Source organism: Solidesulfovibrio sp. DCME (assembly GCF_049995385.1).
Taxonomy (GTDB): Bacteria; Desulfobacterota; Desulfovibrionia; order Desulfovibrionales; family Desulfovibrionaceae; genus Solidesulfovibrio.
The window spans coordinates 311,246-334,864 of the sequence record NZ_CP188261.1; the positions used below are offsets into that span (position 1 = coordinate 311,246).

Annotated in this window: 23 protein-coding genes; 11 read left to right on the forward strand and 12 right to left on the reverse strand. The window is 67.7% G+C overall.

The genetic code is table 11. The features are described from left to right. Positions 1 to 43 precede the first annotated feature (43 nt). The 6 genes from ACP59X_RS01400 to ACP59X_RS01425 all read right to left on the reverse strand — a co-directional run bounded on the left by ACP59X_RS01400 (position 44) and on the right by ACP59X_RS01425 (position 5,541). Positions 44 to 268 carry a hypothetical protein gene (locus tag ACP59X_RS01400; RefSeq protein ID WP_428563977.1) on the reverse strand — a complete coding sequence of 75 codons (225 nt, stop codon included), beginning with the start codon at positions 266 to 268 and terminating at the stop codon, positions 44 to 46. A 24-nt stretch (positions 269 to 292) separates the two neighbouring features. After that, positions 293 to 1,498, reverse strand: coding sequence for an MFS transporter (locus tag ACP59X_RS01405; protein WP_428563980.1), 1,206 nt, complete (start codon positions 1,496 to 1,498; stop codon positions 293 to 295). A gap of 135 nt (positions 1,499 to 1,633) precedes the next feature. Then, positions 1,634 to 2,440, reverse strand: coding sequence for a M23 family metallopeptidase (locus ACP59X_RS01410; protein ID WP_428563983.1), 807 nt, complete (start codon positions 2,438 to 2,440; stop codon positions 1,634 to 1,636). Positions 2,441 to 2,474: 34 nt separating this feature from the next. Then, a complete protein-coding gene (locus tag ACP59X_RS01415; RefSeq protein ID WP_428563986.1) occupies positions 2,475 to 3,473 on the reverse strand; it encodes a SphA family protein in 999 nt (332 codons plus the stop codon). Positions 3,474 to 3,541: 68 nt separating this feature from the next. Next, the gene (locus ACP59X_RS01420; RefSeq protein WP_428563989.1) at positions 3,542 to 4,654 is read right to left on the reverse strand and encodes a linear amide C-N hydrolase; all 1,113 of its coding nucleotides are present in this window, start codon (positions 4,652 to 4,654) and stop codon (positions 3,542 to 3,544) included. A 17-nt stretch (positions 4,655 to 4,671) separates the two neighbouring features. Further along, entirely contained in the window at positions 4,672 to 5,541 is an 870-nt protein-coding gene (locus ACP59X_RS01425) for a hypothetical protein (protein ID WP_428563992.1), read from the reverse strand. A gap of 247 nt (positions 5,542 to 5,788) precedes the next feature. Here ACP59X_RS01425 and ACP59X_RS01430 point away from each other — a divergent pair, with 247 nt between their 5' ends. The 6 genes from ACP59X_RS01430 to ACP59X_RS01455 all read left to right on the forward strand — a co-directional run bounded on the left by ACP59X_RS01430 (position 5,789) and on the right by ACP59X_RS01455 (position 9,300). Continuing rightward, complete coding sequence (locus ACP59X_RS01430) at positions 5,789 to 6,025, forward strand: hypothetical protein (RefSeq protein WP_428563995.1); 237 nt, start codon at positions 5,789 to 5,791, stop codon at positions 6,023 to 6,025. Further along, the gene (locus ACP59X_RS01435; protein ID WP_428563998.1) at positions 6,022 to 6,546 is read left to right on the forward strand and encodes an acyl-CoA thioesterase; all 525 of its coding nucleotides are present in this window, start codon (positions 6,022 to 6,024) and stop codon (positions 6,544 to 6,546) included. Before ACP59X_RS01430 ends, ACP59X_RS01435 begins: the two co-directional genes overlap by 4 nt. A gap of 19 nt (positions 6,547 to 6,565) precedes the next feature. Further along, complete coding sequence (locus ACP59X_RS01440) at positions 6,566 to 6,865, forward strand: hypothetical protein (protein ID WP_428564001.1); 300 nt, start codon at positions 6,566 to 6,568, stop codon at positions 6,863 to 6,865. Beyond that, a complete protein-coding gene (locus ACP59X_RS01445) occupies positions 6,862 to 7,092 on the forward strand; it encodes a MoaD/ThiS family protein (RefSeq protein ID WP_428564004.1) in 231 nt (76 codons plus the stop codon). The genes ACP59X_RS01440 and ACP59X_RS01445 overlap by 4 nt, the downstream gene beginning before the upstream one ends. 3 nt (positions 7,093 to 7,095) lie before the next feature. Further along, positions 7,096 to 7,941: a HesA/MoeB/ThiF family protein gene (locus ACP59X_RS01450; RefSeq protein WP_428564008.1), complete on the forward strand. Its 846-nt coding sequence runs from the start codon at positions 7,096 to 7,098 to the stop codon at positions 7,939 to 7,941. Positions 7,942 to 8,022: 81 nt separating this feature from the next. Continuing rightward, entirely contained in the window at positions 8,023 to 9,300 is a 1,278-nt protein-coding gene (locus ACP59X_RS01455; protein WP_428564011.1) for a GAF domain-containing protein, read from the forward strand. Between the two features lie 278 nt (positions 9,301 to 9,578). Here the strand turns inward: ACP59X_RS01455 and ACP59X_RS01460 are convergent, their stop codons facing one another. Continuing rightward, on the reverse strand, positions 9,579 to 10,184 hold the full coding sequence (locus ACP59X_RS01460; RefSeq protein ID WP_428564014.1) for a hypothetical protein: 606 nt from the start codon (positions 10,182 to 10,184) through the stop codon (positions 9,579 to 9,581). A gap of 145 nt (positions 10,185 to 10,329) precedes the next feature. Between ACP59X_RS01460 and cls the strand changes: the two genes are divergently transcribed. Then, complete coding sequence (gene cls, locus ACP59X_RS01465) at positions 10,330 to 11,742, forward strand: cardiolipin synthase (RefSeq protein WP_428564017.1); 1,413 nt, start codon at positions 10,330 to 10,332, stop codon at positions 11,740 to 11,742. A 326-nt stretch (positions 11,743 to 12,068) separates the two neighbouring features. Here the strand turns inward: cls and ACP59X_RS01470 are convergent, their stop codons facing one another. Both ACP59X_RS01470 and ACP59X_RS01475 read right to left on the reverse strand, forming a co-directional pair. Then, positions 12,069 to 13,562 (reverse strand): outer membrane homotrimeric porin, encoded by a 1,494-nt coding sequence (locus tag ACP59X_RS01470; protein ID WP_428564020.1) that lies wholly within the window; start codon positions 13,560 to 13,562, stop codon positions 12,069 to 12,071. Between the two features lie 104 nt (positions 13,563 to 13,666). Then, a complete protein-coding gene (locus tag ACP59X_RS01475) occupies positions 13,667 to 14,161 on the reverse strand; it encodes an AmiS/UreI family transporter (RefSeq protein WP_428564023.1) in 495 nt (164 codons plus the stop codon). A 632-nt stretch (positions 14,162 to 14,793) separates the two neighbouring features. Between ACP59X_RS01475 and glmS the strand changes: the two genes are divergently transcribed. From glmS to pyrF, 3 genes are read left to right on the forward strand one after another with little or no spacing between them, the layout of a single operon-like run. Next, the gene (gene glmS, locus ACP59X_RS01480) at positions 14,794 to 16,617 is read left to right on the forward strand and encodes a glutamine--fructose-6-phosphate transaminase (isomerizing) (RefSeq protein ID WP_428564026.1); all 1,824 of its coding nucleotides are present in this window, start codon (positions 14,794 to 14,796) and stop codon (positions 16,615 to 16,617) included. A gap of 27 nt (positions 16,618 to 16,644) precedes the next feature. After that, positions 16,645 to 18,513 carry an N-acetylmuramoyl-L-alanine amidase gene (locus ACP59X_RS01485; RefSeq protein ID WP_428564029.1) on the forward strand — a complete coding sequence of 623 codons (1,869 nt, stop codon included), beginning with the start codon at positions 16,645 to 16,647 and terminating at the stop codon, positions 18,511 to 18,513. Between the two features lie 14 nt (positions 18,514 to 18,527). Then, on the forward strand, positions 18,528 to 19,217 hold the full coding sequence (pyrF, locus tag ACP59X_RS01490) for an orotidine-5'-phosphate decarboxylase (protein WP_428564032.1): 690 nt from the start codon (positions 18,528 to 18,530) through the stop codon (positions 19,215 to 19,217). 110 nt (positions 19,218 to 19,327) lie between these two features. On the opposite strand, the gene ACP59X_RS01495 is transcribed toward pyrF, so the two are convergent. The 3 genes from ACP59X_RS01495 to amrB all read right to left on the reverse strand — a co-directional run bounded on the left by ACP59X_RS01495 (position 19,328) and on the right by amrB (position 22,093). Continuing rightward, positions 19,328 to 19,582 (reverse strand): hypothetical protein, encoded by a 255-nt coding sequence (locus tag ACP59X_RS01495; RefSeq protein WP_428564035.1) that lies wholly within the window; start codon positions 19,580 to 19,582, stop codon positions 19,328 to 19,330. Positions 19,583 to 19,784: 202 nt separating this feature from the next. Continuing rightward, positions 19,785 to 20,879 (reverse strand): SPASM domain-containing protein, encoded by a 1,095-nt coding sequence (locus ACP59X_RS01500; RefSeq protein ID WP_428564037.1) that lies wholly within the window; start codon positions 20,877 to 20,879, stop codon positions 19,785 to 19,787. After that, positions 20,876 to 22,093 (reverse strand): AmmeMemoRadiSam system protein B, encoded by a 1,218-nt coding sequence (gene amrB, locus ACP59X_RS01505; protein ID WP_428564039.1) that lies wholly within the window; start codon positions 22,091 to 22,093, stop codon positions 20,876 to 20,878. The genes ACP59X_RS01500 and amrB overlap by 4 nt, the downstream gene beginning before the upstream one ends. Positions 22,094 to 22,268: 175 nt before the next feature. Here amrB and ACP59X_RS01510 point away from each other — a divergent pair, with 175 nt between their 5' ends. Next, positions 22,269 to 23,474 (forward strand): glycosyltransferase, encoded by a 1,206-nt coding sequence (locus tag ACP59X_RS01510; RefSeq protein ID WP_428564041.1) that lies wholly within the window; start codon positions 22,269 to 22,271, stop codon positions 23,472 to 23,474. Positions 23,475 to 23,619 lie beyond the last annotated feature (145 nt).

Sequence of the window (23,619 nt, forward strand, 5' to 3'; positions counted from 1 at the left end):
GTGTGCCGGCCCAAAGGCGTTTTGCCGTTTCGAGGACGCGGCCTTAGGCCGTGGGGCCGGCCGGCGGGATGTGGCCGGCCGAAAGCCTGGCTTCGATGCGCTCCAGCAGCACGGTTTGCCGCTCCAGCAGTTCCATGGCCTTGTTGATCTTCCAGTACCAGCACACGATCTCCCGGCACACCAGAAAGATCACGGCCAACACGAGCAGCGTGACCAATAAAGAGAGCAGGCCGCCGCTGAAGCTTCCGTATTCGTACCATCCGTGCATGGGCTTCCTCCTTTTGGCCGCCTGTTACCGGTCTTTGCCTTCCGGGTAAACGCTTTTGACCCGGGGACGGCCAAGGCCCAGGCTCATGGCCGTGCCGGCTAGGCAGGCCGCCGCGCCCACCAGCAAAAAGCCGCCGTAGCCCCAGGCGGCCACGGCCGCGCCGCCGAGGATCGGCCCCAGGAAGCTGCCCGCTTGCAGCGAAAGCATCATCAGGTTGGCGTTGAGCCCCCGGTAGGCCGGCTCGGACAGCTCGTACATGAAGGCATTGAGCGACGGCGAGCCCACGCCCATGCCGATGCCGAGCAGCACGGCCGCCACGAAGGTCATGGCCTGGCCGTGGACGTAATAAAGCAGCAGGAAGGCGCCGGCCGTGACCAGATAGCAGAAGCGGATGAGCTTGATTTTGGCCACCACGTCGAAGACGCGGTTGGCGAAGATGCGGATGCAGATCATGCAGCTCATCTGGATGGAGAAAAACGCGCCCGCGTGGCCCAAGCCCCGCGACAGGAACAGGCTTTTGGTCAGGAAAAAAAGCGAGGCGAAGCTTAAGTAATAGACGGCGTTGACGGCCAAAAGCTGGGCCACGGGGCCCTTGGCCGCGTTTTTGGCCATCTGGGCCAGCGTCGGCCGCGAGCCCGGGGCCAGTTCCCGTCGCCCGGCCACCCGGCGCCCCAGCACGGCCACGGCCGCCAGGGCCGGCACCAGGGCCATGGCCATGACGGCATAGCCCTGGGGATAGGTCACGATGGCCGGGGAGAGCCAGTCGAAGACCGGTGGCACGATGGAATAGGGCAACAGCATGGCGATGGAATACAGGCCAAAGGCCTGGCCCGTGCGCGCGGGCGGGATGACGGCCACGAGCATGGTCATGGCCCCGGCGGATACAAGCGCCACGGCCAGGCCGTTGGCCAGGCGCACGGCCAAAAGGGCCGGGGCCGAGACGGCGAAAAGATAGGCCGCGCCGCAGCCCGTCAGCAGCAGGATGCCGGCCGCGGCCGCCCAGGCGGCGTTGCGTACGTTTAAAAAGGGGCTCGCGAACAGGTAGCCGATCATGGTGGCCAGGGACGAGGCGCCGATGAGAAGCCCCCGCCAGGACTCGGGGACGGAAAGGGCCTCGAGGTAGACGTAGAGGCTGTAGAAGACCGTGATGTTGCAATAGGCCAAAAAGATCATCAGGCACAGCCCGATGAACTCGAAGGTGAAAATGCGGTCTTGGGGCGGGCTGCTCATAGGGGGTTGTCAGGCATGCCGCCGGTCATCCGGCGGCGCGAGGCAGCGGGATAGCCGGAGAGGCGGAAGAGGTCAAGACCTGTCTTGTAGAAACTATTTTTTAAAGAAACTAATTGCGAATGCAACAGGAAGGCATCATTCATTTCCTTGGAGCAGCAGCAGGCCGGCCGGGCCAAGGGGGTCGGCTACGCCCCAGGGAGGGAGCCGCGCCCAGAGCACGCTGCCGGTGGTCCTGCCGCAGGGCCCCATCCAGGGGTCGATGGGGTCGGCATAGGTTTTCTCCCAGACGTCGAAATGGAGGTGTGGCCCGGTGGAATTGCCGGCATCGCCGACCTGGGCGATTTTCTGTCCCTTCTTGACGACTTGACCGGGGACGACGACGATGGAATTCGTTTTGAGGTGCTGGTAACCTGTGGCGAAGACGCCGAGGGATGCGTCGTGTTTGATGACGACCACGTTGCCGCCGTAGAAACACCAGAAGCATTGGCCGATGCCATCCTCGCAGTACGGGCCGAGCGCGGTACACCGTCTATAGCCGCTGCTGGTATTCGGTTCATCCGGTCCGGTCGGTGCCTGGCATTGGGCGTCATTTGCGTCGGTTGTGGAACAATGGTCCTTCCAGCCGTCGAAAACCCAAAGGACGGTACCGGCCTCGGCCGCCAGGACATCCAGGCCGGTGTCCATGGTCGCCTGGGTGACGCGGATGTCCGTGCCCACATGCCCAGGATAGCCCGCCGGACTGCAATCGTAGGCTTGGCCGTTGCCCACCAGGTCCGGGTAGCCGATGGAGGCCAGGCAGTCGCCGCCGGGCAGGCAGTTGATGGGCCAGGCCAGGGGGCCGGCCAGGCACGACGTGGCCAGGCACAGGCTCCACAGGCCCGGCAGCCAGCAAAGCAGGAGGCGGACCGTGGCTGGTGTCCGGGACGGGTATGCTGCACGCATCGGTGCTCTCCTGGTGGGCCGTTTCCCGTGGCCGCTAGAATTTGAGGGCGAAGGAGGCGAAGACCGAATCGCCGAGGAAGCTGTGGCTGGCGCCGATGCCGTGCAGCCATTTGGCGATGAGCATCACGTCCTTGCCGGCCACGGGCACGGTGTAGGTGACGGCCGGGCCGATGCCCGTGCCCGAGGAGTAGAACGAGCCCAGGTTGGCGCCGCTGCCGGTGTCCGGGGTGGTCTGGGCCAGGAGGTAGCCCACGGCGCCCAGGGCCAGGCGTTCGTTGACGTGGTAGGCGGCCGTCCAGTCCACGTGGAGCTGGTTGCCGCTGACATATTTGGTGGTGATGTTTTCCGTGTTGATCATGTAGCCGGCGTTGACGGAAAGCTCGAAGCCGGCCTTGCCAAGCCACGTGAAGGCCACGTTGCCGTCGAAGGTCGTGTAGTTCATGCCCAGGTTGGTCAGCTTGTTCTTGTCGTAGTAGCCCGTGGGCAAAAAGACGATGGGCATGACGGCCAGGTGGCATTCGCCGAAGTTCCAGCCGGCGATGACCGGCATGAGGAAGAGGTCGGACAGGCCGCCCCGATCGCCGCCGCCGCCGTATTCCAGGTGGTGGGGGGTGTCCAGGCCCGTGGCCCGGGATTTGCGGGAATAGTTGGCGGCCACGTCGCCGGTGATGTGCTCGTTGATGATGATCGGCACCCCCAGGCCCAGGCCCAGGAAGCCGCCCATGGCCGGCACGTCGAAGACGTAGGACAGCTTGGTGATGTTCATCACCATGGACTCGTCGAGGCCGGCGTAGACCTTGCCGCCCTTGGCCGTGCCGCCCATGTGGCCGGACTGGTAGAAGGTATCGTTTCGCGCGTAGAAACCGGCGGCCGGGATCAGGCCCATGAGGAAGTCGCCGTAGGCGCCCTGGATGTAATGGCTGGCCCCGCCTTCGACGGCCAGGGCCGGCCGGGCGGCGGCGCACAGCAGCAGGGCGAGGCACAGGAACAGGGCGGCGGGGTGGCGCAGTGCGGGACGGGGGTGGTGGTGCATGGGCGGCGTTCCTGGGGTTGGGGGTGAACGCCCGGGGCGGGAACCGGTTCCCGCCCCGGTGCGGGTGGTTAGGGCATGGGTTTGGCCGTGGCCGTCACGTCGGGGTAGTCGGCCGGGCCGGTCGTGGGGATGATCATGAGCGTCGAGCCGGCCTTGGCCAGGGCGGCCTTGACGTCCACGACGCGCCAGTTCTTGTTGTCGTAGTTGCGGAAGTAGTAGCGGCCGCCGGCCGTGTCGGCCACGGCCACCCACTGGGTGACGTCGCGCTCCACGCCGGCCGGGGAGACGTCGCGCACGGCGCCCAGGGGAATGTCCACGTTGTTGATGATGGTCATGGCCAGGGTGACGCCGGCCTGGGCGCCGCTGACGGGCGAGGCCGACTGGGTCAGGGCGACCATGCGCAGGAAGCGGTTGGGCGGGGTGAAGTCGCCGGGCAGCCCGAGCATGCCCGAGCCCTGGCCGGTGGGGTCGATCTTGAAGCCCGAGAGGTCCTTGGGCGAGGCGTTGACCGCCGAAAGGTTGACGGAGTTGCTGAGGTAGATGCGCATCCAGTCGAAATCCGGGGAGTTGGTCAGCACGCCGAGCGGGTTGTCGTACACCTTGAGCTTGCCGTCGGTGTACTCGATGACGATGCTGTTTCCCGCGGCGTCATGCACGGCGACGTGCACGGGCAGGGGGCCGAAGGTCACGCCGCGCAGGGCGGACGGCCCCTGGCACACGCGTATGCCGGCCAGGCCCTGGCGCACCTCGGCCACGGTGGCGAACTGGGACAGCAGCCAGTTGGCCATGTCGAACTGGGCGATGGTCTTGCCGGCCTCGGCCGGCTCGAACGTCTGGTAGCCGGCGTAGCCGGGAAAAAGCAGCGCGCCGACCACGAGGCCCTTTTCGTTGATGCCGTCGCAACTGATCGGCTGGTGAAAGGCGTTCATGCCCACGAAGCCGTATTTGGCCGGAAAGGACAGGCCCTTGGCCGAGCCGTCGGGCAGGGTGCCGACAAGCGGGCTGCCTTTGGGCACGACGAATACGCTGGAATGCATGTCTTCGGCGTATTCCATGGTCCGGGCGTAGATGACGGCCCCGTCCGTGGTCTTGATGCGGATGCTGGTACAGGCCTCGGCCGGGCCGAGGCAGGCCAGAGACAGCAGGCAGGCGGCCAGAACGGCCAACGGGCGGTACGGCATGTGTCCTCCTTGCGTGGTTAGAACAGCTTGGGGATGATGGGCGTTATGGTGAATTTGAACGTCCACTCCGTCCCGGCGGTCCGCGGCCGGATGACCGAATAGTCGGCCTCGGCCGAGAGCTTGACCGGGAGCTTGCCGAGCGTGACCAGCTTGGCCACGCCCAGGCCCACGGGCAGGGTCAGGGCGTTTTCCGCCTTCTTTTGGGTCCAGTCGATGAGCACTTCCGGCGACATGCCCACCTGCCAGGTGTTGGCCGGCGAATACCAGAGGAAATACTGCGCCTTGGTGAAGCTGACCTCCTTGCGCGAGGAATCCCCCCCGACGGACCACCACTGCTGGGGGAAAATGCCGGCCACCCACTTCTCGTCCATGTACACGGCGGCCAGCGCCCCGCCAAGCTGCCATTTGCCGTCGCCCAGGTGCTTGTCCGTGGCTGTGGGGAAAACGGCCGTGGGGCCGGCGCCAAGGAGGAATTTCGAGTCGCCGGCCGGGGACACCATGGCCAGGAATTCGGCGTCGCCCAGGCCGAACTTGTCATCCACCGTGTGCAGGCCGGCGGCGTAGGGCGTGTTGAAAACCGGAAGCAGGGGCCGGGTGATCAGGCGCAGGTCCTTGGACAGGTCGAAGGTCATGACCGGCTGGAAATTGTAGTTGAACTGCGTGCGGGGTTCGCCGAACAGGTGCCCCTTGGGCGATTGCAGGACGTTGCAGTTGAACTGGTTGGTGATCATCCACAGGCTGCCGATGGGGTTGCTCGATTCCTGGGTCAGCTTCTGGAGCTTGTCCGGATCATCGGGGGCGGCAGGGGCCTGGGCCCGGGAGAGTGCGGGGAAGATAGCGAAAACAGCCAGGCACAGCAGGGTGGACAAGAGCGTGTTGCGTGACATGGTCCGGTGGTCCTTTGGGTTTGAAGTCCGGCGGGATGGTGGCTCTTGCCGCGAGGCGTGCGCGTTTCCCCCTTTTACTGGGCGGCCGGCTGGCCGGCACGGTGCTGTTGGAATGGAAGCCTCTTTCGATCATGAAGGCCGGCCGATGTCCAGTCTGCGCATTGACCCGGCGCCCCAAGCAACGCTAAGGATTTGGCGCGGCCATCCCGGCCGCCGGCCTGCTTTCGCCCACCCCAAGGAGGCTTCCATGCTGCGACTCGCCGCCGCGTTCTGCCTGGCCCTGACCGTGTGCTGCCTGGGCTGCGCCGGGACCGAGCCCAAATCGGACAATGTGGCCAAGGAAACCCTCGACGCCGACTACCATGATTGCGAGATCCGGGGCTATGTGTCCACGGCGCTGATCAAGTCGCCGGGCGAAGCCACGGAGCAGCAGGAGCAGATCATCGACGCCTGCATGAAGGAAAAGGGGTATTCCGTAAAATGACGCCGCCCGAAAAACGCTCCCTCGACCCCAAGCCCGTGTCCGCCAGCCGGGTGGTCATGCCCCAGCGCATGCTGCCCTCCGACGCCAACCCGGCCGGCAACGTCCACGGCGGCGTCATCCTCAAGTACATCGACACCGCCGGCGGCATCGCCGCCATCCGCCACGCCCGCTCGGCCGTGGTCACCGCCTCCATCGACCGCATGGATTTCCTCAAACCCGCCTACATCGGCGAGGTGGTGACGTTTTTCGCCTCGGTCAACCTGGTGGGTTCCACCTCCATGGAGGTCGGGGTGCGCGTGGAGTGCGAAAACCCCATTACCGGCGAGAGCCGCCACGCCGGGTCGGCCTACCTGACCTACGTCGCCCTGGACGCCGAGCGCCGGCCCCACGGCGTGCCGCCGCTGGTGCTGGAAAACGAGGACGACCGCCGCCGCAACCGCGAGGCCGCGGCCCGGCGCGAAGCCCGGCTCCACGAGCGGCGCCGCGAGCGCGCCTCCCAGCGCCAGGGCCAGTCCGAATAATCCCCAACCGAGGTATATCGTGGCCGAGACCATCGACGATTTGACCGTCAACTACGAAGAGGACGGCGTGCTTTTGACCAAGGAGCTGGACAAGGTGATCCTCACGCGCGGCGCCTGGACCACCATCATTTTCCGCTTCAGCCAGTGGGATGTCAAAAAGGAGGCCTACGGCCCGGACCGCTACGCCATCCGCCGCTACAAGAAATCCGGCGACACCTACCGCGTCCAGTCCAAGTTCGCCATCTCCAGCCGGGACCAGGCCAAAAAGATCGTGGACGCCCTGTCCGGCTGGATCGACGTGCCCGAAGGCGAGGCGTGAGCGGGGCCATCACCGTGCGCGCCCTGGCCACCCTGGCCGGCTTCGCCCCGCCGGGCGGCCGGCTGGATATCGGGCCGGACGACACCGTGGGCCGGGTCGCCGCCCGGCTCGGCCTCGACCTGTCCCTGGTCGGCACGGTCCTTCTCAACGACCGCCCGGCCGAGCCGGGCACGCGGCTGGCCCCGGGGGACACCCTCGTGTGCATCCCGCCCATCACCGGAGGCTGACCCATGCCCCAATCCGCCAGCCAGGCCATTGCGGCCGCGGCCCACGAGGCCGCCTATCCCGACGGCCGGGCCGGCCGGTTCCTGACGGCCGCCGCCGTCACCGCGCTTTGCCGGGAACTGGGTATCCCCCCGCGCCAGGTGGAGATCGAAGCCCTGGGCCTGGGTATTTGCCCCCTGCGCTACGCCCGCAACCTGCGCGCCTTTTCCATGGCCGAGCAGGCCCGGCTGCTCGCCTCCACGGCAGCCATGGTCGGCCTGGGCGGCCTTGGCGGCGGCCTGCTCGAATGCCTGGCCCGTTCGGGCGTGGGCACCATCCGCGCCGCCGACGGCGACGTGTTCGAGGAGACCAACCTCAACCGCCAGCTCCTGTCGGACTGCGCCTCCCTGGGCGCGCCCAAGGCCGCGCTGGCCGCGGCCCGGGCGGCGGCCGTCAATCCGTCGGTGGATTTCACGGCCCAGGCCCGCTTCCTGGACGCACCCGGCATGGCCGCCCTGCTTGCCGGGGCGGACGTGGCCGTGGACGCCCTGGGGGGGCTTACGGATCGGCCGGCCCTGGCCGCGGCCGCCCGGGACCGGGGCATCCCGCTGGTGACCGGGGCCGTGGCCGGCTACACGGTCATCGTGGCCACGGTGGCGCCGGGGGCCGCCTCGCCGGTGGAGCTTCTGGCCGGCGGCGGGGGCACGGCCGCCGAGGAGGTCCTGGGCTGTCCGGCCCCGGCGGTTGTGGCCGCCGCGTCGCTGATGGCCGCCGAGGTGGTGCGCCTTTTGGCCGGCCGCGCCCCGGCCCTGGCCGGCAAGGCCCTGGTGGCCGACCTGGAGGCCATGCGTTTCGACACGGTCACGTTCTAGGCCCCATCGACAGGCCGCCCGGGACGCGGTACATACCGGGCAAGGCGCGGCATGGGCCGGCCTTTTTTGCAAGGACGCGACATGCCGCTCAAATACGACTGCTGCCCCCTGGCCACGCCGCTTCTCTTGACGGGTTTCGACATCCGCGAACGCTTGCTCAACATGGTCGGCTCCGCGCCGGCGGCCGTGCGAGCGGCCATCGTCGACCTCATGCAATCCATCAAGACCTCCCTGGACGTCCTGGAGGACCGGCCGGTGCTGCGGGCGCCGGACACGCCGGTGGGGGACTGGGAAACGCTGCTGACCACCCTGACCGGGGTGCGCCGGGAGATCGACGCGGTCAAGACGCTCAAGATCGAGGAGCTCATGCGGGCCAACCCGGGCTTTGCCCACCTGGAATACCGCCACGGCCAGCTGAAAAAGGCCCATGACAAGGCCACGCTGATGCTGGAGATCCTCTACGAGCTCATCAACGCCGGCCAGGACTTCCAGACCGCCGGCGAGATCCTCGAACAGAGCGCCGAGATCCTGCTCAAGGAGCTCAAGGCCGACCTCTACGTCTGCCGCCTGCGCGACGATGGCGGCAACTGGCTCAACATCGCGGCCAACACCCACACCGGCCGGGCCACGCCCATCTTCGTGCGGGCCATGGAGGAAAACCTGCCCCTGCACCCGGTCATGCGGGCGGTGGGCAACACGCGGATGCTGTTCGTGGTGTCCAACAACCTGCAAGGCCCCGAGCGCGGCGGGGAATCCATCGATTGCGTGCCGTACCTGGAGGGGTTCCGTTGCCGGCTGTCGTTTTTTTTGCGCGAGCCGGCGGGCAAGGCCTTTGGCCTGATCATGCTCTATTCCAAAAAGCCCCGGTTCTTCGACCGCTACGAGACGGATTTTTTGGCCGACTGCGACCGCGTCGTGTCGCTGACCGTGGGCCGGCGCCTGGAACTGGGCCGCGATACCCTGGCCAAGGCGGCCGGCGGCATGGCCCATGTGGGCAACAACGTGCTGGCCATCATGAAAAACGGCGCGGAACTGATCCTGGAGGATTTCGAGGAATTCCTCGACAACGAGGACGACATCGCCACCGACCTCATCCAGGAGGCCCTGCACCTGGTGCCCGGCCCCTGGCCGCCCCTGGCCCCGGCGGCCATGCGCCACCTCTTCGGCCTGGCCGTGGAACGGCTCGAGGTCGAAAAGAAGATGCAGTACGTCAACCTCATCGTTGAGAACGTCAACCGCCTGCGCGTGGCCATCGCCAACCTGCTCAAGGCCGTGGAAAACCCCATCCTCATGCCCTATGTGGGCGGCGAGGAAGTGCTCGACCTCGAACCCGAAGAAAACGACGGCCATACGGCCTAGGCGCCCGGTTTCCCTGGCGGTGGGTGTTTGCGGCAGGGCGCGCGCCTGCGCGCCGAGCGGCGCGTCGCCGGGGGCCCGTCAAGGCCTGGGCAAGGGCTCACGCGTACGCCCCAGGAGACGGCGCCAGGTTCAGAGATTCAGGTGGCCGTCGAGAGGCAAGGGCTCACGCGTACGCCCCAGGAGACTGCGCCGGCATGGGCTGGCGAGGCCGGCCTTGGTCAGGCAAGGGGGCATGCGGCCCCGCCACAAGGCGCCTGTCGCCCTTCGCGGGCGCGGCGCTAGCCTTCGTGGATGTCGGGCAGGGCGCCGATCGCGGCCTTGGTGGCCGAAAGCACCACCTCGCCGTCCTCGTAGCCGGCCACGAGCCCGGCCGGCACCTGCACCTCGCGCGTGCCCCACAAATGGCCCTGGCGCAGCAGCAGATGCGTCACCCGGCCGGTATGCCGGTCGCACAGCACGCCGTCCACCCGGCCGACCTTGCCATCGCTGGCCCGCACGGGCTCGTGCCCGGCCAGGGCCACCGACCCCTCGGGCGTGGCCGGGCGCTCCACGGTCCAACTGGCCGGGGCCATGGGCAGCTTGACCTCCTCGGCCTTGGCCAGGGTCAGGAAATAGGCGGGGGAAAAATACTCGGTCTGGATGTATTCCTTGAGGGCGCCGACGCGCTTGTGCGGGATGTTGAGGTGCACGCCCTGCGGGCTGGCGCTGGCGATGTATTTCTCGGCCACCAGGCGCAAGGTGTTGGGCAGGGCGTCCTCGCGCACCACGATATGGGTGGCTTTGCCCAGGTGCGGATCGATGATGATGTGTTCCACGCGCCCGATGGCGGCGTCGGTGGCCTGGACTGGCGCGGTAAGGGTCAGATCGAGGGCGGCGTCTGGCATGGTCGGCCTCTCCGGGGGCGGGAAGTTGCGGGATTGTTGCGACATTCTTGCCGTATTCCTGTCGAGGGTATAAACGAAAGCCAACGAGGGTCAAGGCGTGGGGCCAGGCCGCCGGGCGCGGTTTGCGGCCCAAGGAGGAAGGTCCATGCTCGTCTTCATCTTGGCCTGCTGCCATGCCGTGGGTGTGGCCTCGGCCGCCAGGGCCCTTTTTACGGCCCGCTCGCCCCAGGGGGCCATGGCCTGGGTCATGGCCATGATCACCTTTCCCTACGTGGCCGTGCCGCTGTACTGGGTGCTCGGCCGCAACCGTTTCCAGGGCTATGTGGCCTCGCGCCGGGCCGGCGACCGGGTGGTGGGCGAGCTTGCCCCGGAGCTCGACCATTTGCGCGCCTTCCCCGACGTCCACGCCCCGGGGTTGCCGGGGCTTTTCGCCGTGCTCGAACGTCTGGCCGAACTGCCGTTCACCACGGGAAACGACGTCCGCCTGCTCGTCGACGGCCGGGCCACCTTTGCCGCCATCTTCGCCGCCATCGACGCGGCCGAGGCCTATGTCCTGGTCCAGTTCTACATCATCCGCGACGACAGCCTGGGCCGCGCCCTCAAGGAGCGGCTGACGGCCAAGGCCCGCGCAGGCGTGGCCGTGTACCTGCTCTACGACGAGATCGGCAGCCACGAACTGCCCGAGGCCTTTTTCGACGAACTGCGCCAAGCCGGCGCCCGGGTCTCGGCGTTTAACACCACGCTCGGCTGGCGCAACCGCCTCCAGCTCAATTTCCGCAACCACCGCAAGATCGTGGTGGCCGACGGCCGCACGGCCTTTGTCGGCGGGCACAACGTCGGCGTGGAGTACCTGGGCGAAAACCCCCGCCTGGGGCATTGGCGCGACACCCACGTGCGCTGCGACGGCCCGGCCGCGACCCTGGTGCAACTGTCCTTCGCCGAGGACTGGTACTGGGCCACCCGCCAGACCCTGCGCCTGGACTGGGAACTGCGACCGGCCGCCACCGGGAACATGCCGGTGCTGGTGCTGCCCACCGGCCCGGCCGACGACATCGAGTCCTGCGACCTGTTTTTCTTCCAGGCCATCACCGCCGCCAAGAAGCGGCTGTGGATCGTCAGCCCCTATTTCGTGCCGGACCGGGAGATCGTCTCGGCCCTGCAACTGGCCGTGCTGCGCGGCGTGGACGTGCGGGTCATGCTGCCCAAAAAGCCGGACCACAAGATGGTCTACCTGGCCTCGTTCTCCTACCTGCCGGACCTGGAGACCCTTGGCGTCAAGTTCTACCGCTACGGCAACGGCTTTTTGCACCAGAAGGTCATCCTGGTCGACGACGCCCTGGCCTCGGTGGGCACGGCCAACTGCGACAACCGGTCCTTCCGGCTCAATTTCGAGATCACCCTGGCCGTGGCCGATCCGGGCTTCATCGCCGCGGTGGAGGCCATGCTGCTTGAGGACTTCGCCCAGTGCCAGCGGGCCAGCGCCGACGACTACGAGGACCGGTCCTTCGTGTTCAAGATCGGCGTCATGCTCAGCCGCCTGCTTTCGCCCATCCTGTAGCGCCCGGCGATCCCGGCCTCGGCGGGTGGCAGCCGGCCGTGGGCGCCGCCGCCCCGTTCGGCCCCAGTGCCGCGCCCCCGAAAAGGGCGCCGGCGGTCTCGTATGCACCGCCTAAAGAGAATTCCTGCTCCGGGGGAGTCCGGCGCGCCGTCGCTGGCCGTCCGACCGGGCCGTGCGGCCGTGACACCTCGCCGCTGCCGCCGTCGGGTACAGCGCATCCGCGCCGGGCCAAGGCCCATGGCCGTGTTGCCGAAAAAAAGGGCCGGGCCCCTGGGGAGGGGGCCCGGCCCGCGCCGGCTGCGGTGTCAACGGTAGCGTGGCGGTAACTAGAAGGTGTACTTGAGGCCGAAGGAGACCTTCCAGGCGTCGGCGGCCTTGTTGGCCAGCCGGCGGCCCCAGACGCTCCTCTGGAACTCGCTGGGATGGGCCCAGCCGGTCTCGAGGATCAGGGCCAGGTTTTCGTACAGCATGTACTTGGAGTCGAAGTTCATGCCCATGACCCATTCCTTGTCCGTCAGGTCGCGGCCCATCTGGAAGATCGGGTTGCTGCCCAGGACGAAGTTGGCGTAGCGGATGGCCTTGGACGAGTTGGTGCCGTGGACGTAGGCGAAGGTCAAACGGCTGGTCAGCTTCTCGATGAAGCTGGCGTTGTTGAGCGACGCGCCGAAGCCGTAGGCGCCCAGGGGCGAGATGCCCATGTTGGAGCCCTTGACCAGTTCCTGGCCGCCGTCGAACAGGAAGCTGTTGCCGGCGTTCCAGTTCTGGGTGCCGCCGTTGTGCTCGCCGCCGCGGCCGGAGCCGGGGAAGAAGTTCGGCATGCGCTCGGAACCGTTGCGGGTGGAGCTGTCCTCGCCCGTGGACCAGAAGCCGAAGGCCTGGGGAGTCAGGTAGGTCAGCCCGGTGTATTCGGCGGCGGCGTCGATGAACCAGCCGTTGCGCACGTTCTTGCGGTACTCGTTCATGCCGTGCTGACCCCAGATGACGTCAGCGTAGAACTTGAACGGGTCGGCCACGGTGAGTTCCAGGGTGGTGCCGGCCCACAGGGCGGTGATGAAGTTGTTCTTCCAGCCCACGGGCGCCACGGTGAACAGGCCCGAGGAAATGAGGCCTTCGGCCCAGCCGGCCTCGGTCAGGTAGTGGCCGCCCTTGCCGCCGACGCCAAAAAGGGCCCACGGGGTGGCCTTGAAGCCGTCCACCGTGATGGGCAGGGCCAGCATGTAGCCTTCTTCGTTGGCGTAGACGTCCTGGGTGGTCGGGGCGTAGGTGCGGTCGCTGGAAATGGTGCGCACGTAGGCCAGGATCATGTTCAGGTGGTCCTGGATCAGCGGCGCGACGATGATCAGCGAGGAGACGTCTTCGTCGAACACGATGCTGCCGGCGAAGAACGAGGACTGCGGAATGGACGCGGGCTGGAGGCCGGCGGAAATCTGGATGTCACAGCCGGGCCACTTGAACATCAGGTAGGCCTGGTAGACTTCCACGGCCACGGTGGGGTTGGCGGCGGTGAGGGTGCCGTGACCCCAGGTGTCTTCCACCTTGATGCCCAGACGGAACTTCACGGCCTCGTTGGCGATGAAGTCCGAGCGCAGGCGAAAGCGTTCCCAGATTTCAAAAGTATCCGCGGTCTTGGTGCCGGCGTGCTGGATGGTGCCGGCCTCGCTGGTCCATTTGGCGGCGTTCCAGCCGGTGAAGTTACGGTTCTGGAAAAAGTTGCCGTACACCAGCGCATCGCCCGTCATCCGCACCTCGGTGGCTGCCTGGGCGCAGACGGCGGCCGCCAGAACAAGCACGGCGGCGAAGACAGTCAGCAAACGTTTCATGATTCCCTCCTCCATGGCGATTGTTCCCCAAAACGCAACCGACGCTCGAAAAAAACCGATACGGCCCGGATCGCGGACCGATCCGGGCCAGGGGCCGGCCTTGCCTAGAAAGGCAGGGGCTTGCCCGAAAGCAGCAGAAAAGCCGGGATGTAAAGCCCGACCGGGACCCAAAGGATCAACGACCATGCCAGAAGCTTGCCCGAGAGCTTGCCATAGGCGTTGAGCCAAACCTCGATTGTCAGGACCGTGTAACCGGCGCAGGCCAGCGTGAAATAGTTGCTTCCCTTAACGTGGTAGTAGAGCAACATGTAGATAAACGACACTATGGCCACGGTCAAGCTGACATTACCAACGGATTTCATGCTGTCAAGCCCGGCGAGCAAGGCATAGGCGACGGTGCAATACAGCAGACCATGGGCAAAGAGCAGCCCTGCCGTGAACGCATCGTTTTGTATGGCGTTAACGAATGCGCCAAGAACGACGCAAATACCCACGAACGCACAGATGGCGCCCGTTCCCTTGGCCTCGCCGTAACCGAGGAAAAGCAAGGCAACTGGTAACCACATCAAGGAAATAGCGATCAAGATAGCCAGCGTCATCACATCCCCCCACCTGTTCTGGTTGAATCTTCTTGACTCCTCCTGCCGGATTGCGCGTTTACACCAAAATACCGTCCCGACGCGGGCCGTCGCGACAGCATACCGCCCACTCCCCAGGAAAGGGCCGACACGAAACGGGAGCCGCCCACGTTCCGTCGGCCGCTTGTGGACCCGCCGCGCAAAACGCGGCGTGTTCCTCGGGATGGGTCGCTTATGGCAAATACCGAACCGAATTGAAAAGTATTTATTTTCAGCATATTGGCAGAAAGTGTGGCGAGTCGGGGACAAGTGGTGGGACTTTGACACACAGTTTTGACAGGCCCCTGCGTGTCACGAGGACGAGCTTTTTATTTTTTCCCTTGAAAATGAGCGCGTTGGAGTGTTAGGAACTTTTGTCCATATGGCCACCGATGATGGGTCAAAATTTCCTCTCCCGGAGTGCTGTGTAAATATGACACGGCAGGAAAATCGAAAACACCGACCCGGACAGCGGGCGCAGCCACGTGTTGCAACCCCAGGCCAGCCGGGCTACAAAAGCCCACAACACGGCCTGCGGCCTGGAGCGGATGCACGGGCATCCCCGGGAGCGCGGCCGGAAAGCGGCATGCGCCAAGGCGCGCCGGGGAGAACGTATGTGCGGCATCATCGGGTATTGCGGACACCGGCCGGCCGTGCCGGTCATCATCGAGGGCCTGCGCCGCCTGGAATACCGGGGCTATGATTCGGCCGGCGTGGCCTTCCTGCAGGGCAAGGACCTCCTCACGGTCCGGGCCGAGGGCAAGCTCGCCAACCTGGAAAACAAGCTGGCCGCCCAGAACGTCTACCTGGCCACCTCGGGTGTGGGCCACACCCGCTGGGCCACCCACGGCCTGCCCACCGAGAAAAACGCCCACCCCCACCTGGACGCCGCCCGTTCCATCGCCCTGGTCCACAACGGCATCATCGAGAATTACCAGGAGCTCAAAAAGGAACTGGCCGCCGTGGGCGTGCGCTGCGTCTCGGACACCGACACCGAGGTGCTCTCCCAGCTCGTGGGATACTATTACAAGGAAAAGGGTTCCCTGGCCGAGGCCATCTCCAGGGCCCTGGCCCGGGTGGAGGGGTCCTACGCCATCGTGGTGGTCAGTCGCGACAACCCGGGCATGCTCTACGCCGCCCGCAAGCAGTCGCCCCTGGTCATGGGCGTGGGCGTGGGCGAGAACTTCCTGGCCTCGGACATTCCGGCCTTTCTGCCCTACACCCGCGAGGTGGTCTTCCTCGACGACGGCGAGATGGCCCGCATCGACGCCGGCTCCTGGCAGGTCATGGACGCCCTGACCCTGGCTCCCATCCAGAAAGAGGTGCGTCACATCAATTGGGACGTCGCGGCGGCGCAAAAGGGCGGGTTTAAGCATTTCATGCTCAAGGAGATCTTCGAGCAGCCCAAGGTCATCGCCGACTGCCTGGCCGGCCGGCTGGACCGGGCCACGGGCAAGGTCGTCCTGCCCGAGCTCGACGCCGCCCCGGTGCCCGAGCGCCTCTACATCGTCGCCTGCGGCACCTCCTACCACGCCGGGCTGTGGGGCATGTACCTCCTGGAGCAGTGGGCCGGCATCCCGACCCGGGTGGAGATCGCCTCGGAGCTGCGCTACCGCGAGCCCCTCCTCGGCCCCGGCGACACCGTGCTGGCCATCAGCCAGTCCGGCGAGACCGCCGACACCCTGGCCGGCATGCACTTGGCCAAAGCCCGCGGCGCCCGGGTCATCGGGCTGTGCAACGTGGTCGGCTCGAGCGTGGCCCGCGAGGCCGACGCCGTGGTCTACACGCAAGCCGGACCGGAAATCTCCGTGGCCTCCACCAAGGCCATGTGCTCCCAGTTGACGCTTCTGACGCTCATGGCCCTGTCCTTCGGCCGGCGCAAGGGTGTGCTGCCGCCCGAGGCGGACGCGAAATGCGCCGCCGCCCTGGACGGCCTGCCGGCCCTGCTCGACGGCATCCTGCCGGGGCTGCGCCAGCGGGCCCGCGAACTGTGCCGCGTCTACGCCGAAGCCCGCAGCTTCCTGTTCCTGGGGCGGGGCCTGTGCTTCCCCCTGGCTTTGGAAGGCGCGCTCAAGCTCAAGGAAATCTCCTACATCCACGCCGAGGGCTATGCCGCCGGCGAGATGAAGCACGGCCCCATCGCGCTCATTGACCCCAAGTTCCCCACCTTCGCCCTGGCCCCCCTGGACGGGCTCTACCCCAAGGTCAAGTCCAACCTCCAGGAAGTCCAGGCGCGCGGCGGCAAGATCATCGCCCTGACCCAGCCCGGGGCCGACCTGGACGTGGACCATCCCTGGGAGATCCCGGCCGCCTGGGGGCCGCTGTCCACCTTCCTCATGCTGCCGGCCCTCCAGCTTTTCGCCTACGAAATGGCCGACTACCTGGGCAAGGACGTGGACCAGCCGCGCAACCTGGCCAAGTCCGTCACCGTGGAGTAGGCCCGGGGCGTGGCGGGACGGGCAGGCGTGTGCAGGCCGCTTTGGGCGGCGTTTTGGGCGGCGGCCTTGTGTTGCGTGCTGTGGCCGGCCATGGCCGCCCCGGCCGCCGATGTGGCCAGCGGCTACCAGGCGGCGGTCAGGGACTTCGCCAAACTGCGCCAGGACCCGGCCTCGGGCGGCCGGCGCGACCTGTGGAAGGAACTCGACGCCCGCTTCGCCGCCCTGGCCAAGGCCGCCGGCAAGGCCCCCCTGGGGGCCAAGATACTCTATTACCAGGCCTGGACCGAGGCCGAGCTCGGGGCGCGCTCCTACCTCGAGGCCGATTTTGCCGCCGCGGCGGCCCTCTATAAGCGCATGGCCGAGGCCTACCCCAAACACGCCTGGGCCGACGACGCCCTGCTGCGCCGGGCCGACCTCCTCAAGGGGCCGCTCAAAAAGCCCGACGAGGCCAAGGCCGACCTGGAACTGCTGCTCAAGCGGCATGCCAAGGGCGACATGGCCGCCCGGGCCAAGGCCATGCTGGCCGAGCTGGGCGGCGCCGCCGCGCCCGAGCCCGCCCCGGCCAAGGCGGCCACCACGGCGGCCGAGGCCCCCGCCGCCAAGCCCAAGGCCGCCGCGCCCGGCCGGAAGGCCGGCCCGGCCCCGGCCACGGCCGCCCGCCCGGCCGTGCTCACCAAGGCGCAGGTTGCCGGCAGCGCCAACGGCGGCCAGCTGACCCTGAACCTGAGCCGGGAAACCACCTACCGCTACCAGCTCCTGGAACAGAAGCGCACCAACGGCGAAACGGCCAAACTCCTCTACCTCGACCTGGACAACACCCGCACCGGCCAAGGCATCGCCTCGGAGAAACGCTACGCCAAGGGGGCGGTCTCACGGCTGCGGGCCGGCTACTTCACCCCGGAAACCGTGCGCGTGGTGCTGGAGCTGGCCGATGTGCGCCAGTACGAGATCCGCAGCGAAAACGATCCCTTTCGCATCGTGGTCGACCTGACGGGCGGCGAGGCCGGCAAGGCCGGGGAATACCGGGCGCAGGCCGCCAAGCGCGACGAAACGCCGGCCGCGCCCGCCAAAAAGGGTGGCGAACCGGCCGCCGCCACGGGCCAAACCAAGCCCGGGCCGACCGCTTCCGCCAGGGCCGACGGCGAAAAACCTTCCCTCGTCCCCCCGGCCGACGCCAGGAAACGGGCCGGCAGCCTCATCGAACAACTCGGCCTGTCCGTGCGCACGATCATGATCGACCCGGGCCACGGCGGCAAGGACCCCGGCGCTCAGGGCCTGCATGGGCTCACGGAAAAGGACGTGAACCTGCGCTTCGCCCAGATGCTCGGCGAGCTGCTGCGCAAAAAGGGCTTCAACGTCCTCTACACCCGCACCACCGACGTCTTCATTCCCCTGGAGACGCGCACGGAAATGGCCAACACCAAGGGCGCGGACCTGTTTGTCTCCGTCCACTGCAACTCCCACGGCAACCCCGAGTCCCAGGGCCTGGAAACCTATTCCCTGAACCTGGCCAACTCCCGGGACGCCGTGCGGGTGGCCGCCCGGGAAAACGCCGTTTCCCAGAAAAAAGTCAGCGACCTCCAGGCGATCCTCACCGACCTCATGCTCTCGGCCAAGACGGCCGAGTCCAAGGACCTGGCCAGGCTCGTGCAGAAGCGGTCGCTTTCCGGCTTGCGCGGCGCCTGGCGCACCCGGGACCGCGGCCCCCACGAGGCGCCCTTTTTCGTGCTCATCGGGGCCAACATGCCGGCCGTGCTCGTGGAACTCGGCTACATCACCAATGCCGACGAGGCCAAGCGGCTCACTGCCGACGCCTACCTGCGCGACCTGGCCCAAGGCATGGCCGACGGCATCGTGGCCTACAAGAAACGCATCGAACGCTACGCCAACCTCTAGCCGGAGGTGTCCCCATGACCGCAGCCGCAACCTTCGACGAACGCCTCATCGTCGCCCTGGACGTGCCGACCGCCGCTCAAGCCCTGGAACTGGCCGACAGGCTGGCCCCGCAGGTGGGCTTTTTCAAGGTCGGCCTGCAACTGTTCCTGGCGGCGGGATTCTCCATTTGCGACGCGCTGGCCGCCAAGGGCTTCAAGGTCATGCTGGACCTCAAGTTCCACGACATCCCGCAAACCGTGGCCCTGGCCACGGCCCAGTTCGCCGACCACGACATCGCCCTGGCCACGGTCCACGGCTATCCGCAAGTGGTGGAAGCGGCGGCGAAAACCAAGGGGAATACGAAGATACTGGCCGTCACGGTGCTCACGAGCCTCGGGGCCGACGAACTCCAACAAACCGGGTTCGCCGGGAGCCTGGCCGACCTGGTGCGGCTGCGGGCGGTGACGTCGCTGGCCGCCGGGGCCGACGGCATCGTCTGCTCGCCCCTGGAAACGGCTCTGTTGCGCAAAAACCTCGGCGCCAAGCCCCTCATCGCCACCCCGGGCATCCGGCCCCTGGACAGCACCCGCGACGACCAGATCCGCACCGCCACGCCCAGGGCCGCCGTGGCCGCCGGCGCCAACCATATCATCGTCGGCCGGCCCATCACCAAGGCCCCGGACCCGGCCGCCGCCGCCCGCGAACTGTTGCGGGAAATCGGATAGGGAATCGGGGGGGGCGAAACCCCCTTTTGGGAAAAAGGGGGTTTCGCCCCCCCCGAGCCCCCCCCCACTTCCCCTAAAAACTTTCAAAGGGGGGAGGTGGTTGCTGTTGCCTATTTGTGGTTCGTTGTGGGAGCGGGGTTGCCGAGCGCGGCCAGCGCCGCTTCCCATTCGTCGGGGGGGCAGAGGTCTTTTTCGATGATCTCGTAGAATTCGCCTGCGGCCAGGCGCAGCCCCGGGTGGTCGGGGTGTTTGCGTTTGAGCCAGGTCGGCGCTTCCCGGGCTTCCTTTTCGCCTTCGGCCGTGAAAAAAACCAACGGCATCCGCCCCTCGCCGCCGCATTTGTACAGCAGATACGACTTGGTCATGGCGTTTCTCCGCTCCTGATTATTTTTCCCCCCGCGGCGCTTCGCCGCTGGCGCCCTTGTTGGCGCAACGTGGCCTGCCGTGCTGGCCGGCCTTGCGGCCAGTGTCGGCAGGCCACGTTGCGTCAACAAACGGTCCGCCGTCACGCCGCCCGACGTGCCCGTTCGCCTCTCCACCCGCCCCATCGGGGGGGACCGGGGGGGATCATCCCCCCCGGCCGCCGGAGGCCTCTTCGCTGCGCCCCGCCGCCGCTTCGCCAACGCCCGCTCCTGACGCTCCCCCCTCTGCTACCGCCGTGAGAAACGACCGCCAGCAGCCGGCGCAGCCGGCCGGGGCGGTGTCGGTGTCGTGGGCGTAGCGGAAGTCGCGGTAGGCGGCGGCGTTCCAGACGGCGGCCAGGGCGTCGGTGTGGAGGTTGCCGCGCACGTCGCGGGGAAAGGGGAGGTCGCGGCCGTGGAAGCGGTAGCTGGCCGGGTCGGGCAGGGGGACGTTGCGCAGGGGGCAGGGGCTGATCGCGCCGTCGGCGGCCAGAAAAAGGCTCGAGCCCGGCGTGTCGGGGCAGCGGAAGCGCCGCGCGCCGCCGTGCACCAGCTTGCAGTCCAGGTCGATGCCGCGCCCGGCCGCGTCGCGCCGGGCTTCGGCCATGGCGGCGGCCACGGTGTCGTAGGCCGCCTGGTCCTCGGGCACGAGGACGTCGTATTCGGTTTGGGGGCTCGTGGCGTAGGACAGCGGGCGCACCGCCGCTGCCGTCACGCCCAGGCCTTGCAGGAATCGCGGCAACAGCCGCAGTTCGCCGGCGGCCAGGCCCGTGCGGGTGAGCGTATAGCGCACCTGGAGGCGGGGCAGGTTCGATTCGTGCACGGCCCGCACGGTGCCGAGCTTGTCGATGGCGGCCAGGACGGCGAAAAGGCTCGTGCCGCGCCGGCGGAAATTGGTTTCCTCGGTCAGCCCGGCCAGGGGAAAGACGATGGCGGTCAGGCCGTCGCGCACCAGGGCGTTGGCGTGGCTGTCGGTGAAGCGGGCGGCGTCCGTGACGAGCACGGTTGCGGCGCCTTTTTTGCCGGCGGCGGCGACCATGGCCAGGATGTCGGGGTTGGCCAGGGGATCGCCCCAGCCGTGGAAGCGCACCGTGGCCACGGCGTCGATGGCGGTCAGGGCTTTGCGGAAAAGCTCCAGGGGCAGGTCGTGGTCGAGCCAGTGTTTTTTGTGCCCGGCCCGGATGGTGAAGCCGGTTTCGGCCCGGCTGCGCGAGGAGGCCTCGACGTGGAGGAGGTCGAGGATGACGGGCGGCCGGTTCATGGGGCGGTATAGGCCGCCGCGGCGAAGGTCACGGCCGAGGCGGTTTCCTTTTCGCGCATGATGTCGCGGCATAGCACCGTCAGGGTCGCCGGCGGCAGGATCTCGGCCAGGGTGGCCAGGGCGGTCAGGCCGCAGACGTTGTAGCCGTCCGCGACCCGGGCCGACTCCGCCCAGAAGGCTTCGGCGTCGCCGCGCGACAGCGCCGCGAGCAGGGCGGCGTCATGGGCCAGGGCCGCCTCCTCCAGCAGGTCGGCCGGTTTGTCGTGGCCGAACTTGGGTCCGATGTGGCAGAAATCCACCCCGGCCACGACCAGGGTGTCCGGTTCGGCGGCCAGTTCCCGAAGCGCCGCCAGGAACGGCCCGGCCGCCTCCAGAAAGGCCCGGCGGGAAGGCTCGGGCAGGGTGCCCGCCGGCGAGCCGCACAGGACCGGCACCAGCGAAAAGGGCCTGTCCTCACCCAGGGCATGGCGCAGGAACACGGCCTGGAACTCCACGGAATGCTCGTCGCGGTGCTGCAGGTCGCTGGGGTCGACCACGGCCCCGCCGGCCCGGCGCAGCCTGGCCACCGCCGCCGCGTCGCTGGCGACGGCGCCAAGGGGCGTGGCAAAGGTTTTGTCCGTGAGGCTGTAGAGGCCGTTTATGATTTGATGCCCCACGCCAAGGACCACCACCCGCCTGGGCGAGCTCCCGCGCAGGGGGGCGTAGGCGGCGCCGTAGGCGGCCTTGCCCGATTCGGGGTCGATGTGGGGGGCGATGAGGCCAAGGAGCTTCGCCCCGGCCGGCGGGGCGGGCGCTTCGGGGGCCAGCGCCAGGATGGCGTCGAGGTACGGCCCGAGCAGTTGCGGGCTGTCGGGATAGGCCGGGCCGGCGAAAACCGCCGCCCGCACGGGGCTCGCGGCGAAATCCGCCGCCGCCGTGGCCTTGGCCTCCCGGTAGCGTTCGGTATCGAGCAGGCCGGCCGCGTCGAGTTCGGCCAGAACCGGGGCGATGTCCTCGGGGGTCACGCGCCGGCCGCCCTGCAGGGCCGTGACCTCCCGGGCCAGGTCATCGAGGGAGCGCAGGCCGTCCATGAGCGCCAGCACCGGCAACAGCCCCGACGGCACGCCCGTGCCGTAGGGCACGAGCCCGAGCCGGTCGCGCACCAGGATCATCCGCCTGCCTTCGTGGTCGATGGGAATAAATTCCAGGTCGTGCCGCGCCCGTGGGTAGTCCATGCCGCCTTCCTTTGGTATGGGCCAAGGCTAGCCCAGGCGGCCCCCCTTGGCAACGCCGCCGGCCGCAAGCGGGAAGGGGGGCGGCCGCCTTGATTTCCCCGGGCGTTACGGCTACCTCAAGCCCGGCCGGCCCTGTGGCCGGCGCGTCCGCCAAAATCCTCCCCACGGGAACACCATGCGCTTTGCCAAAGCCCTCCTTATAAGCCACATCACCGATCTGGCCGGCCCTTCCGAAGCCCTGGAAAACTATCTGCGCTACCGCAGCGATACCCTGGGCGTCATCTACCACCCCTTCCACTACTGCTCGGACCGCCGGTCCCTGGCCCGCAAATACGTCGCCGGCCGGCTGGCCCTGGACAAGCGGCGTTGCGGCTGGGCCCTGCCGAGCCTTTTGACCTACGTCAAGGACGCGTTTTTTTCGCTGCTCTTTTTCTTCCTGCTCGGCGGGCGCTACGACGACTGCGTGGCCTGCGACCCCCTTAACGCCGTGGTCGCCATTTTCCTTAAAAAATGCGGCCGCATCGACCGGGTCATCTTCTACACCATCGACTGGATGCCCGAGCGCTTCGCCAATAAGGCCCTCAATGCCGTGTACCACGCCCTGGACCGTTTCTGCGTGCGCCACTGCGACGCCGCCTGGAACATCTCGCCGCGCATCGTGGAGGTCCGGCGTTCCCAGGGCCTGCCCGACGCCAAAAACGTGCTCGTGCCCGTGGGCGTGGACCTGGAAAAGATCGCCCTGCCGGACAAAACCGGCCACATCCCGCGCGACCTGGTGCTGCTGGGGGCCTTAAGCCCCTCCAAGGGCGTGGACCTGGTCATCGAGGCCTGGCCGCGCCTGCGCGCCCGGTTCCCCGAACTGCGCCTGCACGTCATCGGCAAGACGCCCAACAACGCCGTGGAGGACGGGGTGGTCTACGCGCCCTACGAGCCGCGGCTGCGCGAACTGGGCGATTCGGTGGTGCTGCACGGGGTCGTCAACCACGACAAGGTCCTGGCCATGCTGCCGGACTGCGACATCAGCCTGGCCCTGTACCGGCCCACGGACAACAACCTGTCGCGCTGGGCCGATCCCAGCCGGGTCAAGGACTATCTGGCCTGCGGCGTGCCGGTGGTCATCACCGACGTGCCGGAAATCGCCAAGGACGTGGCGGCTGTGGGCGCGGGCCTGGTGGCGGCCTACACGGCCGAGGCCGTGGAAGCGGCCGTGGCGGCCATGGTGGAACGCCCCGAGGCCTGGGCGGCCATGCGCCGGGCGGCCGTGGCCTCCATGGAGCGCTACCGCTGGTCGGCCATTTTCGACGCCTCCTTCGAGCAGGCCCTGCCCGGGACGGGCCGGCGCGGCGAGGGGCCTTTCGGCTTTCCTCGGCAGGGGGCCTAGGGTTGCGCCCTCGAGTGAACGTGAGGGTATGCAAAAAGGGTCAGGGGAGAAGCCTCCGGCGGCCAACGGGCTCCCGCCCTTTAAAATCCCCTGTGAAATCCCGTGACGATCCCGGTTTGTTGCCCTTGCGGCACGAGGGCTGCCT